This is a genomic window from Streptomyces ovatisporus, from assembly GCF_042653885.1.
In the GTDB taxonomy this organism is placed as follows: Bacteria; Actinomycetota; Actinomycetes; order Streptomycetales; family Streptomycetaceae; genus Streptomyces; species Streptomyces ovatisporus.
The window spans coordinates 737,583-751,991 of record NZ_JBHSFH010000003.1; the positions used below are offsets into that span (position 1 = coordinate 737,583).

Annotated in this window: 11 protein-coding genes; 7 read left to right on the plus strand and 4 right to left on the minus strand. The window is 71.0% G+C overall.

Annotated features, from left to right (window positions below):
* Positions 1–206: 206 nt before the first annotated feature.
* Positions 207–1,178: a phage baseplate protein gene (locus tag ACFPA8_RS04735; RefSeq protein ID WP_386442654.1), complete on the minus strand. Its 972-nt coding sequence runs from the start codon at positions 1,176–1,178 to the stop codon at positions 207–209.
* Between the two features lie 186 nt (positions 1,179–1,364).
* The gene (locus tag ACFPA8_RS04740; RefSeq protein ID WP_386442657.1) at positions 1,365–1,997 is read right to left on the minus strand and encodes an SACE_7040 family transcriptional regulator; all 633 of its coding nucleotides are present in this window, start codon (positions 1,995–1,997) and stop codon (positions 1,365–1,367) included.
* 210 nt (positions 1,998–2,207) lie between these two features.
* Here ACFPA8_RS04740 and ACFPA8_RS04745 point away from each other — a divergent pair, with 210 nt between their 5' ends.
* Genes ACFPA8_RS04745 through ACFPA8_RS04765 form a run of 5 tightly spaced genes read left to right on the plus strand, consistent with a single transcriptional unit; the run spans position 2,208 to position 9,124 of the window.
* Positions 2,208–3,842 carry a carboxyl transferase domain-containing protein gene (locus ACFPA8_RS04745; protein WP_386442845.1) on the plus strand — a complete coding sequence of 545 codons (1,635 nt, stop codon included), beginning with the start codon at positions 2,208–2,210 and terminating at the stop codon, positions 3,840–3,842.
* A gap of 32 nt (positions 3,843–3,874) precedes the next feature.
* Positions 3,875–6,022 (plus strand): acetyl/propionyl/methylcrotonyl-CoA carboxylase subunit alpha, encoded by a 2,148-nt coding sequence (locus ACFPA8_RS04750; protein WP_386442848.1) that lies wholly within the window; start codon positions 3,875–3,877, stop codon positions 6,020–6,022.
* Positions 6,019–6,999 (plus strand): hydroxymethylglutaryl-CoA lyase, encoded by a 981-nt coding sequence (locus ACFPA8_RS04755; RefSeq protein WP_386442660.1) that lies wholly within the window; start codon positions 6,019–6,021, stop codon positions 6,997–6,999. Before ACFPA8_RS04750 ends, ACFPA8_RS04755 begins: the two co-directional genes overlap by 4 nt.
* Before the next feature lie 5 nt (positions 7,000–7,004).
* Positions 7,005–8,168, plus strand: a complete 1,164-nt coding sequence (locus ACFPA8_RS04760; RefSeq protein ID WP_386442663.1) for an acyl-CoA dehydrogenase family protein — start codon at positions 7,005–7,007, stop codon at positions 8,166–8,168.
* 8 nt (positions 8,169–8,176) lie between these two features.
* Positions 8,177–9,124: a DUF4429 domain-containing protein gene (locus ACFPA8_RS04765; RefSeq protein ID WP_386442666.1), complete on the plus strand. Its 948-nt coding sequence runs from the start codon at positions 8,177–8,179 to the stop codon at positions 9,122–9,124.
* A 95-nt stretch (positions 9,125–9,219) separates the two neighbouring features.
* Here ACFPA8_RS04765 and ACFPA8_RS04770 read toward each other — a convergent pair whose 3' ends face one another.
* A complete protein-coding gene (locus tag ACFPA8_RS04770) occupies positions 9,220–10,944 on the minus strand; it encodes a beta-N-acetylhexosaminidase (RefSeq protein ID WP_386442668.1) in 1,725 nt (574 codons plus the stop codon).
* A 240-nt stretch (positions 10,945–11,184) separates the two neighbouring features.
* On the opposite strand from ACFPA8_RS04770, the gene ACFPA8_RS04775 reads away from it, so the two are divergent.
* Complete coding sequence (locus ACFPA8_RS04775) at positions 11,185–11,463, plus strand: hypothetical protein (RefSeq protein ID WP_386442671.1); 279 nt, start codon at positions 11,185–11,187, stop codon at positions 11,461–11,463.
* Positions 11,464–11,721: 258 nt separating this feature from the next.
* Positions 11,722–13,548: a glutamine--fructose-6-phosphate transaminase (isomerizing) gene (gene glmS / locus ACFPA8_RS04780; RefSeq protein WP_386442850.1), complete on the plus strand. Its 1,827-nt coding sequence runs from the start codon at positions 11,722–11,724 to the stop codon at positions 13,546–13,548.
* A 329-nt stretch (positions 13,549–13,877) separates the two neighbouring features.
* Here the strand turns inward: glmS and ACFPA8_RS04785 are convergent, their stop codons facing one another.
* Positions 13,878–14,399: a universal stress protein gene (locus ACFPA8_RS04785; protein WP_386442674.1), complete on the minus strand. Its 522-nt coding sequence runs from the start codon at positions 14,397–14,399 to the stop codon at positions 13,878–13,880.
* Between the last annotated feature and the right edge of the window lie 10 nt (positions 14,400–14,409).

Consider the following 14,409-nt stretch of genomic DNA (forward strand, 5'->3'; position numbering starts at 1 on the left):
CAACAAGCTACCCAGGGGTCAGCTCGGCTGTCCAGAGGTGAGTCCGACTGCCGTAAGACCCGCCGGATCCGTGACGGGAGCGGTCCCCGGAGTCGGCTCCTCCGGGCGGGGACGGCCCCGTCGCGCAACGCCCGCGTCGCACAGCGCCGCCCGGCCGTCTCCGCCGATGGTCCGCCGACGGGAGGCACGGCCGGGCAGCGGCCGGGTCAGACGAGGACGTTCTTGTGGAACACGTTGGCGTAGCGGTCGATGTCGCCGACGCTGGTGCGGGACGCGAACCCGAAGGCCAGGCGGACCTCGCCGCCGGACGTCCGGGTGATCGCCATGCCCTCCGGCTCGCGGTAGACCAGCGACTTCCCCGCCTTGGTCAGGAACCTCTCGACCACCTTGCCGGTGTTCAGGTCGACGGACGTCACGTACGAGTTGATGCCGGCCGGGTCGGCGTGACCGTCACCGTCCAGCGTGTACAGGTAGCTGCCGAGGACGGTGTAGCCCTGGAACGTCACCGAGCCGTCGCCCAGCTTCGGTTGGGTGATCTTCGCCAGTTCGTCGGTGAAGGTGCCGTTCTCGATGTCCATGCTGGAGAAGTCGTACAGCCGCAGCGTGAACTTGCCCGACTCCTTGCGGCGGATCAGGATGCGCTTGTTCACCGGGTCCGTGGCGCAGGTGATCGTCTTGCTGCCGGTGAAGAACTTCTTCACCCCGGACGGCTTCGCCCCGTCGACGAACTTGAACCGGGCCAGCGCCGTGCCGCGGCCGCTGTCGTCGTTGCTGTCGGAGTCGCACTCGATCCATACGTAGGAGTCCGAACCGTTCGGCTCCACACCGATCGACACCCCGTGGCCGGCGTTGTCGATGTGCATGCGGCCGGTGACCTCGCCGGACTCGTCGAGCCGGTTGATGCACAGATCGTCGCCCGAACTCCCGTCGCGCACCTGGGAGATGAACAGGCGCCGGTTCTCGGCGTCGAACGCCATGCCCTGCATCGCATGGTGCTTCTCGTGCAGCAGCACGCCGCGGAACACGTCGTACGAGGGCCTGGACAGGTCGAAGCGTTTCGATGTGGGCACCGCGGCGGTCGCCTGACGGGCGGTCAGCGCGCCGAAGGCCCCGGCGGACAGCAGGGTCGCACCTCCCACCCTGAGCAACCCGCGCCGTGAGAGCTTCGATCGGAACATCGGCAATCCCCCGTGTAGTTGTGTGTGCGATCCACGCAACTCCGGATCATCGCGTACGACCGCGTGTCGCGCATGCGGGTGCCGGAATCCCGTGGAGATGTCGCGCGGTCGGGCGATCACCACTTGACGGCGAGGCGCGAGTCATGTGCGCCCGGGGCCGTACAACGAGCTGTCCGGCCTCGGCCCTTAGGCCGGCGGAGCGGCCGTACCGGCCGTACCGGCCGGAGCTGCGGAGAGGGCACCGCGGGCGAGACGGTGCAGCAGTGCCGCCGTCGTCTCGCGGTCCGGGAGGGCGGACGAACCGCTCAGGTGCGGCGTGGAGTTGAGCAGCCCGAAGACCGTGTGCACGGCGACCCGGGCCTCCAGCTCGGTCAGCTCCGGGTAGATCGCCTGCACGGCGCCCACCCACAGCTCCACGTACTGCCGCTGGAGCTTCCGCACCTGCTTGCGGTCGCTCTCCCGGAGCCGGTCCAGCTCACGGTCGTGCAGCGTGATCAGCGGACGGTCGTCCAGCGCGAAGTCGATGTGGCCCTCGATCAGCGCGTCGAGCGCGGCCTCCGGCGAGAGACCGGCCGCGGCTGCCTCCTCCATCCGTGTCCGGCCCCCGTCGTGCAGCCGCTCGCTGATGCCGACAAGGAGCTCGGCGAGCATCGCGTCCTTGCCCGCGAAATGACGGTAGAGACCCGGACCGCTGATGCCGACCGCGGCCCCTATCTCGTCGACGCCGACACCGTGGAAACCGCGCTCGGCGAAGAGACGGGCAGCCTCCCGCAGGATCTGCTCGCGGCGGGTGGGGGCGGAGGCCGTCTGGGAGCTCATGGGTCCATTCTAGACAGGCGGGTTAGCGAGCGTTAACCTGAAAGTGCCGGTTAATGGACGTTAACCGGGTTGCGTGAGCAGAGGGTGAGGGGGCGCGACGTGAGGGACGAGCAGCCGCAGCCGGTGACGGCGGTCGCCTCGGAGGCGACGGCACCGCCACCGTGGCCGGTGCCGGAGGCCACATCGGCGCGGGCGGCGGCCCCTGCCGCGGTGTCGGCGTCGGCTCCGCCGCTGACCAGTGGCATCGATCCGTCGTCCGAGTCCTGCCGCGCCAACGAGGCGGCGCACCGCGAGCTGGCGGCCCGGCTGCGCGAGAAGCTGGCGGCGGCCCGGCTGGGCGGCGGTGAGCGCGCCCGGGAGCGGCACCTCGCGCGGGGCAAGCTCCTGCCGCGCGACCGCGTGGACTCACTGCTCGATCCCGGCTCCCCGTTCCTCGAACTGGCGCCGCTCGCAGCGGAGGGGATGTACGGCGGGGCAGCACCGGCGGCCGGGGTGATCGCCGGCATCGGCAGAGTGGCGGGCCGGGAGGCCGTGATCGTCGCCAACGACGCCACGGTCAAGGGCGGCACCTACTACCCGATGACTGTCAAGAAGCATCTGCGCGCCCAGGAGGTCGCGCTGGAGAACCGGCTGCCGTGCATCTACCTCGTCGACTCCGGCGGGGCGTTCCTCCCCATGCAGGACGACGTCTTTCCGGACCGTGAGCACTTCGGCCGGATCTTCTACAACCAGGCCCGCATGTCGGGCGCCGGGATCCCGCAGATCGCCGCGGTGCTCGGCTCGTGCACGGCGGGTGGCGCCTACGTCCCCGCCATGAGCGACGAGGCGGTGATCGTGCGCAGCCAGGGCACGATCTTCCTGGGCGGCCCGCCACTGGTGAAAGCCGCCACCGGCGAGGTCGTCACGGCCGAGGAACTCGGCGGCGGCGAGGTCCACAGCAGGGTCTCCGGCGTGACGGACCATCTCGCGGAGGACGACGCCCACGCGCTGCGCATCGTGCGCCACATCGCCGGGACGCTTCCGGAGCGCGGCCCGCTGCCGTGGTCGGTCCGTCCGGCCGAGCCGCCCGCCGTCGACCCTTCGGGGCTCTACTCCGCGGTTCCCGTCGACTCGCGTACGCCCTACGACGTGCGGGAAGTGATCGCCCGCGTGGTGGACGGCTCCCGCTTCCAGGAGTTCAAGGCCGAGTACGGCACGACGCTCGTCACAGGCTTCGCGCGGATCCACGGGCACCCGGTGGGCGTCGTGGCCAACAACGGCATCCTCTTCTCCGAATCGGCCCAGAAGGGCGCCCACTTCATCGAGCTGTGCGACCAGCGCGGCATCCCCCTGCTCTTCCTGCAGAACATCTCCGGCTTCATGGTCGGGCGTGATTACGAGGCCGGCGGCATCGCCAAGCACGGCGCGAAGATGGTGACGGCCGTCGCCTGCACCAGGGTGCCGAAGCTGACCGTCGTCGTCGGAGGCTCGTACGGCGCCGGCAACTACTCGATGTGCGGACGGGCCTACAGCCCCCGGTTCCTGTGGATGTGGCCGAACGCCAAGATCTCCGTGATGGGCGGCGAGCAGGCCGCCGCCGTCCTGGCCACCGTGAAGCGCGACCAGATGGAAGCGCGCGGCGAGGAGTGGAGCGCGGAGGAGGAGGCCGACTTCCGTGCCCCGGTGCGCGCCCAGTACGAGGAACAGGGCAACGCCTACTACGCGACGGCGAGGCTCTGGGACGACGGGGTGATCGATCCGCTGGAGACCCGGACGGTACTGGGCCTCGCGCTCACCGCCTGCGCCAACGCGCCACTGCCACGCAAGGATTCCGCGGAGCCGGGCTTCGGCGTCTTCCGGATGTGAGGGGCTGCATCGTGACGATTGGGACTGTGACCATGTTCGACACCGTTCTGGTGGCCAACCGCGGCGAGATCGCGGTCCGGGTGATCCGCACCCTGCGGCAGATGGGCGTCACCTCGGTCGCCGTCCACAGCGACGCGGACGCCGGCGCCCGGCACGTCCGGGAGGCGGACAAGGCCGTGCGCATCGGGCCGGCCGCCGCCGCCGAGAGCTACCTGTCCGCGACACGGCTGCTCAAGGCGGCCGCACGCAGCGGCGCGCAGGCGGTGCACCCGGGGTACGGCTTCCTCGCGGAGAACGCCGCGTTCGCGCGGGCCTGTTCGGACGCGGGCCTGGTCTTCGTGGGTCCGCCCGCCGAGGCCGTCGAGCTGATGGGCGACAAGATCCGCGCCAAGGAGACGGTCCGGCAGGCGGGTGTCCCCGTCGTGCCCGGCTCCTCGGGTTCCGGCCTGAGCGACGCACAACTGGCCGACGCCGCAAGGGAGATCGGCATGCCCGTGCTCCTGAAGCCCTCTGCGGGCGGCGGCGGCAAGGGCATGCGGCTCGTCCGCGACGAGTCGGCCCTGCCGGAGGAGATCGCGGCGGCACGCCGGGAGGCCCTCGGCTCGTTCGGCGACGACACCCTGCTCGTGGAGCGCTGGATCGACCGTCCGCGGCACATCGAGATCCAGGTCCTCGCGGACGCCCACGGAAACGTCGTGCACCTGGGCGAACGCGAGTGCTCCCTGCAGCGCCGCCACCAGAAGATCATCGAGGAGGCCCCGAGCCCCCTGCTGGACGAGGCGACCCGCGAGGCGATGGGCAGGGCGGCCGTGGATGCCGCCCGCTCCTGCGGCTACCGCGGCGCGGGCACCGTCGAGTTCATCGTGCCCGGTGAGGCCCCTGCCGCGGCCGGTGACGGCGCCCCGCGCCCGTACTACTTCATGGAGATGAACACCCGCCTCCAGGTCGAGCATCCGGTGACGGAAATGATCACCGGCGTGGATCTCGTCGAGTGGCAGCTGCGGGTGGCGGCCGGCGAGCCCCTGCCGTTCACCCAGGCCGGCATCTCCCTGAGCGGACACGCTGTCGAGGCGCGCATCTGCGCGGAGACGGCCCGTCCCTCGGCCCACGGCGACAGGGTGGACTTCCTTCCCTCGGCGGGCACCGTGCTCCGGCTGCGGGAACCGGGCAGCGGGCAGGACACGGCAAGCCGGCACGTACGGACGGACTCCGGGCTGCTGCCCGGCACCGAGGTCGGTACGACGTACGACCCGATGCTCGCCAAGGTCATCGCCCACGGCCCGGACCGCCCCACCGCGCTGCGCAGGCTGCGCGGGGCCCTGGCGGAGACGGTGGTGCTCGGGGTGGAGACCAACACCGGCTTCCTCAGGCGGCTGCTGGCACACCCCGACGTGGTGGCGGGCACCCTCGACACGGGGCTCGTCGACCGTGACGCCGCCTCGCTGGTGCCGCGTGAGGTGCCCGAAGAGGCCTACGCGGCCGCGGCGTTGCTCCGTCAGTCGGCGCTGGAGCCGGCAGAGCCCGCTGCCGCGGCGGGTGCGACGGACGCCGGATGGACGGACCCGTTCTCCCTGCCTTCGGGCTGGCGGCTCGGCGGCGAACCGGCGTGGACGGTGCACCATCTGCGCGTACCGGGCCACGAGCCCGTGGCCGTCCGCGTACGCGGACGCTCCCCCCTGCCTCGCCGTGGTGACGCGCTCGAGGCGCAGGTCCGTGTCGGTTCCGCGGAGCAGCGGACCGCCCGGCTCACCGTGGAACCCGGTACGGGCGGAGTCCTGCTCGACTGGGACGGCGTCACCGTCTCGATGGACCACGCCCCGGCGGGCACCGGCCACTGGCTGGGCCTCGACGGCGACAGCTGGCACATACAGGACCACGACCCCGTGGCGGCGGCCCTGCGCGGCGGCGCGGGCGCGCACGGGGCGGACGCGCTGACAGCTCCGATGCCCGGGACGGTCACGGTGGTCAAGGCCGCCGCCGGTGACGAGGTCGCCGCAGGCCAGAGCCTGCTCGTCGTCGAGGCGATGAAGATGGAGCACGTCATCACCGCGCCTCACGACGGAACCGTCACGGAGCTGGAGGTCACCGCGGGAAGCACCGTGGCCATGGACCAGGTGCTCGCCGTCGTCGAGCCGCACGCCGAGACGTCCGGGACGGAAGCGAAGGAGGCCGAGGCATGATCGAGGGTCTGCCCATGCGGTTCCCCGACGACGGGCTGCCGTCCGGGGTGCGGATCTACGAGGTCGGCCCGCGGGACGGCCTGCAGAACGAGCAGGCGACCGTCCCCGTCGAGGTGAAGGCCGAGTTCATCCACCGGCTGCGGGCGGCGGGGCTGGGCACGATCGAGGCGACGAGCTTCGTGCATCCCAAGTGGGTGCCCCAACTCGCCGACGCCGAAGAGCTCATGCCCCTGCTGAGCGACCTCCCGCCGGACCTGCGGCTGCCCGTCCTGGTCCCCAACTCCCGCGGACTGGACAGGGCGGTGGCCCACGGCTGCCGCGACATCGCCGTCTTCGCCAGCGCTACCGAGTCCTTCGCGAAGGCCAATCTGAACCGCACGCTGCAGGAGTCGCTGGCGATGTTCGAGCCGGTCGTCTCCCGCGCCAAGGCGGAGCAGCAGTGGGTGCGGGGCTACATCTCGATGTGCTTCGGCGACCCGTGGGAGGGGGCCGTGCCGCCCGCCCAGGTCGTGAGCGTCTGCCGCGCCCTGCTGGACATGGGCTGCGACGAAATCAGCCTCGGCGACACGATCGGCGTGGCGACACCCGGTCATGTCTCGGCGCTGCTGGCGGAGTTGGACGGTGCAGGGGTGCCCGTCGGGCGCGTCGCGGTCCATTTCCACGACACCTACGGCCAGGCCCTCTCCAACACCCTCACCGCGCTCCGGCACGGCGTGACGACGGTCGACGCCTCCGCGGGCGGCCTCGGCGGCTGCCCGTACGCCAAGAGCGCCACCGGCAATCTCGCCACGGAAGACCTCGTGTGGATGCTGCAGGGCCTCGGCATCACCACCGGGGTCGATCTCGCCCGTCTGACGGCCGCAAGCGGCTGGATGGCGGACCGGCTCGGCCGTCCCAGCCCTTCCCGCACCGTACGGGCGCTCACCGGCGCCGACGACGGCGGGGGCTCTCACCAGCACTCCCACAAGGAGCAGTGACCATCATGTCTCTCGATCACCGTCTCTCCGCAGAGCACGAGGAACTCCGCCGCACCGTCGAGGAGTTCGCGCAGAAGGTCGTCGCACCGAAGATCGGCGAGTTCTACGAGCGGCACGAGTTCCCGTACGAGATCGTGCGCCAGATGGGCGAGATGGGCCTCTTCGGGCTCCCCTTCCCCGAGGAGTACGGCGGCATGGGCGGCGACTACCTCGCCCTCTGCCTCGCCCTGGAGGAACTGGCGCGCGTCGACTCCTCGGTGGCCATCACCCTGGAGGCCGGCGTCTCGCTGGGCGCCATGCCCGTCTTCCGGTTCGGCACCGAGGAGCAGAAGCGCGAGTGGCTGCCGCGGCTGTGCTCCGGCGAGATGCTGGGCGCCTTCGGCCTGACCGAGCCCGAGTGCGGCTCCGACGCCGGCGGTACCCGTACGACCGCGGTCCGGGACGGGAAGACCGGCGAGTGGGTGATCAACGGCAGCAAGTGCTTCATCACCAACTCCGGTACGGACATCACGGGTCTGGTCACCGTCACGGCGGTCACCGGCCGCAAGGACGACGGCTCGCCGCTGATCTCCACGATCATCGTGCCGTCCGGCACCCCCGGCTTCACCGTCGCCGCCCCCTACTCGAAGGTCGGCTGGAACGCGTCCGACACCCGAGAGCTGTCCTTCAGCGACGTGCGGGTCCCGGAGGCGAACCTGCTGGGTGAGGAAGGCCGCGGCTACGCCCAGTTCCTCCGCATCCTCGACGAGGGACGTATCGCGATCTCGGCCCTGGCGACGGGGCTTGCCCAGGGCTGCGTCGACGAATCGGTGGCCTACGCGGGCACCCGGAAGGCGTTCGGCAAGCCGATCGGCGCCAACCAGGCCATCCAGTTCAAGCTGGCGGACATGGAGATGCGGGCGCACACCGCGCGGATCGCGTGGCGCGACGCCGCGTCCCGGCTCCTGCACGGCGAACGCTTCAAGAAGGAAGCGGCGCTCGCCAAGCTGTACTCCTCGGAGATCGCCGTGACCAACGCCCGCGAGGCCACGCAGATCCACGGGGGCTACGGCTTCATGAACGAGTACCCGGTGGCCCGCATGTGGCGCGACTCGAAGATCCTCGAGATCGGCGAAGGGACGAGCGAGGTCCAGCGAATGCTGGTGGCCAGGGAGCTCGGCGTCGGATAATCGCGCGTATGGCGGAAATCATCCAGCGCACGGGCACCTGGACGTTCGACGGCGAGACCGTCCGGATCGTGCCGGCCACGGAGAGACACGTGCATCCGCTGCGCAAGGCGCTGGGCGAGGTGGCGGTGCCGCTCGTGGCCCTCTCCGGAATCGCGTACGAACCGGGCCGTAAGGGAGGCCGGCTGCGGCTGCGGCTCAGGGAGGGTGCCGACCCGCTCCAGCAGGTGGCGAGCGGGCGCCTCCCGGACGCCTCCGACCCGTACCAGCTGCCGGTGGAGCGGGACCGCACGGGCGTGGCCGAGTACTTCGTCGAAGAAGTGCGCCACGCAAGGCTGCTCGACCAGGTGCCGGACACGCCGTGCGACCGCTATCTCCTGCCGGGACCGTCCGTTCCGCTGACCGCCGGCGGCACGGACGGCACGGTCACCTTCGACGGAGAGCGTGTCCACATCGAGTGGAACTGGATGGCGGAGGACAGCAAGTCGCACGGCGGTCCACGCGTCTTCACCCTCGACGACATCGACGGGGTGGAGTGGACCCCGGCGGTCGGCTGGGAGAACGGCTCGCTGCGCTTCCACCCGAAGGGCAGCCATCCGGTGCTGAAGCCGCAGCACGACCCCAACTGCCTGACGCTGTGGGGCGTCCGGCAAGCACGTGAGACGGGCGGCTCCGTGCTGCTCGCCGCGGCCGTGACGGCGCGCCTGCCGCACCCCGCGGCGACGGAGGCGGGCACGCGGACGGCGTCCCCGGAGCAGCCGGCCGACGGCGGCACCGAAGTGGCGGGTTCCGGCCGCCCCTCCCTCGCCAAGGGCGGGGCCCCGGAGACCACGGACGGACCGGACGACCACGACAGGCTGCTGCGGCGTCTGCGCGAACTGGGCGAACTGCACCGCGAAGGGGTGCTGACGGACGAGGAGTTCGCCTCCGCCAAGAAGGCGGTCCTCTCCCGCTTCTGACGACGACTGCGGCGCGTAGCCGGCCGCCGTCGGCACCGCCGCCGGCGCCCCGGCCCGCCGGATCCGGGCCGGGGCGCCGGCGGAACGACTGGCCGTCAGCCCTTCTCAGCGGGCCACGGCACCTGCGGCGAGCGCCAGAAGCCGATGCCCAACTGCTCCCAGCGCGGCCCGTGCTGTGCCAGCCGGACCCGGTACTTCTCCCAGTCGAGCGCCGCGGCGGACGACCACCCCAGCTCCGCGATCCCCGGAAGCCGGGGGAACGCCATGAACTCGATGTGGTCGCTGTTCTCCAGCGTCTCCGACCACAGCGGTGCCTCGACCCCCATGACCGCGTCCTCGGGCGCACCCTCGATGTAGCTGCCGGGGTCCCAGTCGTAGGACTGCTTCGCCTCGACGTAGCCGGCCCAGTGCAGACCGAGGGGCGTGTCCTCGTTGTACTGCATGTCCAGGTAGGCGTGGTCGGCCGGGGAGAGGATCAGCCGCGTCCCGTTCCGTGCTGCCTCCACGACCTCGGGTTCGTCCGCGGCGCCGCTCGTCCCCCAGTACTGGGCGACGGCTCCCTCCGCGGGTTCCGCCTCGGCGAGCTGGTGCCAGCCGACGACGGTCTTGCCGTACTCGGCGACCGTCTTCTGCGCCCGCTCCATGAAGGCGGCGTAGTCCTCGGGGCTCGTCTCGTGGGCCTCGTCGCCGCCGATGTGCAGGTAGGGGCCCGGCGTCATCGCCGCCAGCTCACGCACCACGTCGTCGACGAAGTCGTAGGTCCGCTCCAGCGGCACGCACAGCGAGCTGAAGCCGACCTCGATGCCGGTGTAGCGGGGCGGGGCCACACCGTCGCAGTTGAGTTCGGCGTACGAGGCGAGCGCGGCGTTCGTGTGCCCCGGCATGTCGATCTCCGGTACGACGGTCAGCTCCCGCTCACCGGCGTAGCGCACGATCTCCCGGTAGTCGGCCTTGGTGTAGTAGCCGCCCGGTCCGCCGCCGACTTCGGTTCCGCCTCCGTACGTCGCCAGCCGCGGCCACGAGTCGATGGCGATCCGCCAGCCCTGGTCGTCGGAGAGGTGCAGGTGCAGCTTGTTGACCTTGTAGAGCGCGAGCTGGTCGATGTAGCGCTTGACCTCGTCGACGCCGAAGAAGTGCCGGGAGACGTCGAGCATCGCGCCGCGGTAGGAGTAGCGCGGCTTGTCGGTGATCGTGCCGCCCGCCACCTGCCAGGGCCCGGGCTGTTCGGTCCGCGATTCGACCCGTGCGGGCAGCAGTTGGCGCAGGGTCTGGAAGCCGTGGAAGAGCCCCGCGGTGGTGGGTGCGCTGACGACGGCCGCACTTTCGGTGACCTTCAGCCGGTAGCCCTCGCCGCCCAGCTCGGAGTCGCCCTTTCCGCCGCTCTCCAGCCTGAGCTGGATGCCGTCCCGGCCCGGCTTCGTGGTGACGGGAAGCGGAAAGCCGGTGGACGGCCGCAGCAGCTCGGCGAGCCGGTCGCCCACCCGGCGCGCCTTCCGCAGCTCGGCGCTCCCGGACCCGGAGCCGCCGGACGGGCTCGCGGACGCGCCGCTCCCCGACGCCCCCCGCACCCGGATCACCGTCCTCTCGTCGATGGTGAACGGAGCGCCCTTCTCCTGTACGGACAGGGGTGCCGGGATGACCTGGTCCAGCGGCGTCGGCTGCCCGTCTCGTGCGCCGTCCGCCGCGGGCCCGGAGGGTTCCGCGGCGGCGGCCGGGAACGCACCCGGCATGGTGGCGCTGGTGGTGGCGAGGAGGACGGCGCAGAGCAGGAGTGGCCGTATTCGTCTCACGAGCGATCCCTTCGGCGGGGCTTCGTCCATGGAGGCGCACGCAGGAGGCTGCGTGGCCGGAGCATGTGCGTGGAGCGACGGGACGGACACACTCGTATCGCGGGACCACGGAGCGGTCAAGGTGTAGACCAGTCCGCGGCCGCGCTCCCGGCCGGGCCCCACACCATCATGCCGACCTCCTCGCCCCCTCACTCCCGCCATGATCGACACGCTTGCCCGAAATCGGGCAGGTTTCTTGCGTTCCTCGCCCCGAGCCCGCAATATCAAGGTGTGCTGGAAGTCCGTACGCCGGTCCACGACGACCTCATCGACCACCTGGTCCGCACCACGCCGCTCCACCGCGGCGAGGCGGCCCGGATCGTCCTGGACGTACTGGCGTACTTCGACGAGACGACCGAGGAGTACGTACGCCGCCGCCATCGCGAGCTGCAGTCCAGAGGCCGCACCAACCCGGAGATCTTCCCCCTGATCTCGTCCGAGCTGCCCCGGCGGGCGGTGGCACCTCCGGGCCTGTCCCTGCGGCAGCTGCGCCGCATCGTCTACGGATGACGGCCTGACCGGCATCCGGGGCCGGAACCGGAAGCAGCACCGGAAGCACGGAGAAGAGCGGACACACCAGGGGAATGAGGTCCGCCGCAAGCGGGTTGCCCGCGCCGGCGCCCGCCGGGTCCCGCCCCCGCCCCCGGGCCCCTGAAACGGGACCGGACCGGGACCGGGACCGGGACTGAGGCCCGGCGACAGCACATCGACAGCACGACAGAGAACCACCACCCGGTGGACACCGACGACGGAGAGGCGACAGCCAACATGTGCGGAATCGTGGGATATATCGGTCAGCGTGACGTTGCGCCGCTCCTGCTCGAAGGTCTGCAGCGCCTGGAGTACCGGGGGTACGACTCCGCCGGCATCGCCATCCACAGCAGCGGCACGGGCAAGAGCGCGGGCCTGAAGACCGCCAAGACCAAGGGCCGGGTCCGCGATCTGGAGGAGCGCGTCCCCGCCGTGTTCGAAGGCACCACCGGAATCGCCCACACCCGCTGGGCGACGCACGGCGCACCCAACGACGTCAACGCCCACCCGCACCTCGACGCCGCCGAGAAGGTCGCCGTCGTGCACAACGGCATCATCGACAACGCCTCCGAGCTGCGGGCCAAACTCACCGCCGACGGCGTCGACTTCGCCTCCGAGACCGACACCGAGGTCCTCAGCCACCTCATCGCCCGGGCCCAGGCCGAGCGCCTGGAGGCCAAGGTGCAGGAGGCCCTGCGCCTGGTGGAGGGCACGTACGGGATCGCCGTGCTCCACGCCGACTTCCCCGACCGCATCGTCGTCGCGCGAAACGGTTCGCCCGTCGTGCTCGGCATCGGCGAGCACGAGATGTTCGTCGCCTCCGACGTCGCCGCGCTCGTCTCCCACACCCGCCAGGTCGTCACCCTCGACGACGGCGAGATGGCCACCATCAAGGCCGACGACTACCGGACGTACACCACCGAGGGCTCCCGCACCTCCACCTCGCCCGAGACCGTCGAATGGGCAGCCGAGTCCTACGACATGGGCGGTCACGACACGTACATGCACAAGGAGATCGCGGAGCAGGCCGACGCCGTCGACCGGGTGCTGCGGGGGCGCATCGACGAGCGCTTCGCGACGGTCCACCTCGGCGGTCTGAATCTCGACGCCCGCGAGGCGCGCCGCATGCGCCGTGTGAAGATCCTCGGCTGCGGCTCGGCGTACCACGCGGGCATGATCGGCGCGCAGATGATCGAGGAGCTGGCACGCGTACCCGCGGACGCGGAGCCCGCCAGCGAGTTCCGCTACCGCAACGCGGTCGTCGACCCCGACACCCTCTACATCGCGGTCAGCCAGTCCGGCGAGACCTACGACACCCTCGCCGCCGTGCAGGAGCTCAAGCGCAAGGGTGCGCGCGTACTGGGCGTCGTGAACGTCGTCGGCTCCGCCATCGCACGCGAGACGGACGGCGGCGTGTACGTGCACGCGGGGCCCGAGGTGTGCGTCGTCTCCACCAAGTGCTTCACCAACACCGCTGTGGCGTTCGCGCTGCTCGCCCTGCACCTGGGCCGGATCCGCGACCTGTCCGTCGCCGACGGCAAGCGCATCATCGAGGGGCTGCGCCGGCTGCCCGGCCAGATCGACGAGATCATGCGCGCCGAGGACGACATCAAGAAGCTGGCGGCGGACTACGCCGAGGCGAAGAGCATGATGTTCGTCGGCCGCGTACGGGGCTACCCGGTGGCCCGCGAGGCGTCGTTGAAGCTCAAGGAGGTCTCCTACATCCACGCCGAGGCGTACCCGGCCTCCGAGCTCAAGCACGGTCCGCTCGCCCTGATCGAGCCCGCCGTGCCGACGGTGGCGATCGTCCCGGACGACGAACTGCTGGACAAGAACCGCGCGACGCTGGAGGAGATCAAGGCCCGCAGCGGCAAGATCCTCGCGGTGGCGCACCAGGAGCAGGAGAAGGCGGACCACACGATCGTGGTGCCGCGCAACGAGGTCGAGCTCGACCCGGTCCTGATGGGTATTCCGCTCCAACTGCTCGCCTACCACACGGCGCTGGCACTGGGCCGTGACATCGACAAGCCGCGCAACCTGGCGAAGTCCGTCACCGTCGAGTAAGGCGGCAGAACCCCGTGGCCGGCGCTTCGCCGAGAAGCCGGCCGGCGGTGGGCGGAATCCCGCGCGGGCCACCATCCACGCGGGATTCCGCCTCCCCTTCACCGGCGTCGCCCATAACGCCGGCGGGTTGCCGCCCCGCGGGACCGTCACCTCCCGCGCGGCAGCACGCCGTTGGAGTCCGGGCGCCCGGGGCGCCCTGCGTCCTGTGCCACCTATATGCCCCTCACAAGCGCACAAGTCACCTCGTGAGGCGAGGAGATTCCGTGCCGGAAAACTGTCAACTCGCCCTGCAGAGAGGGCAATCGGGACAACCGGGCCGGGGCGGACCGCTACGGGATCACGACCACCGGACGCTCCGCACGACGCGCGAGGCGACCCGCCACCGAGCCGAAGATCCGCCCCGCCAGGCCGTGCGTCGAGCCGACGACGATGGCGTCCGCCTCGTACTCGTGCCCCACCTCTTCGAGTTCGTGGCAGATGTCTCCACCACGCTCGACGAGGATCCAGGGCACCTCGGCCAGATGCTCCGCACAGGACAGTTCGAGGCCGAGCACTTCGGTGCGGTGATCCGGGACGTCCACGAAGACAGGCGGCTCACAGCCGGCCCAAACCGTCGTCGGCAGCCGGTTCGCCACATGCACGATGATCAGGCCCGAACCGGACCGGTGGGCCATGCCGATGGCGTACGCCAGCGCCCGTTCGCTCGACATGGAACCGTCGAAACCCACCACGACACCGTGCTGGAACGCCGGGTCGCACGAGTGGCGCGCGTCTTCCGCCGCTTCAGGAGTCGCTGTCGGATCGGCGACCTGCTTGCGGTCCGCTGGTTCGGGGATCTCTTTTCCGGCCATCGGTGTCTCG

What these genes read in the sequence shown, in the direction of transcription:
- glmS (WP_386442850.1), top strand. Translation starts at nt 11,722, where the DNA reads ATGTGCGGAATCGTGGGATATATCGGTCAGCGTGACGTTGCGCCGCTC.
- ACFPA8_RS04755 (WP_386442660.1), top strand. Translation starts at nt 6,019, where the DNA reads ATGATCGAGGGTCTGCCCATGCGGTTCCCCGACGACGGGCTGCCGTCC.
- ACFPA8_RS04740 (WP_386442657.1), bottom strand. Translation starts at nt 1,997, where the DNA reads ATGAGCTCCCAGACGGCCTCCGCCCCCACCCGCCGCGAGCAGATCCTG.
- ACFPA8_RS04760 (WP_386442663.1), top strand. Translation starts at nt 7,005, where the DNA reads ATGTCTCTCGATCACCGTCTCTCCGCAGAGCACGAGGAACTCCGCCGC.
- ACFPA8_RS04735 (WP_386442654.1), bottom strand. Translation starts at nt 1,178, where the DNA reads ATGTTCCGATCGAAGCTCTCACGGCGCGGGTTGCTCAGGGTGGGAGGT.
- ACFPA8_RS04770 (WP_386442668.1), bottom strand. Translation starts at nt 10,944, where the DNA reads ATGGACGAAGCCCCGCCGAAGGGATCGCTCGTGAGACGAATACGGCCA.
- ACFPA8_RS04785 (WP_386442674.1), bottom strand. Translation starts at nt 14,399, where the DNA reads ATGGCCGGAAAAGAGATCCCCGAACCAGCGGACCGCAAGCAGGTCGCC.
- ACFPA8_RS04750 (WP_386442848.1), top strand. Translation starts at nt 3,875, where the DNA reads ATGTTCGACACCGTTCTGGTGGCCAACCGCGGCGAGATCGCGGTCCGG.
- ACFPA8_RS04765 (WP_386442666.1), top strand. Translation starts at nt 8,177, where the DNA reads ATGGCGGAAATCATCCAGCGCACGGGCACCTGGACGTTCGACGGCGAG.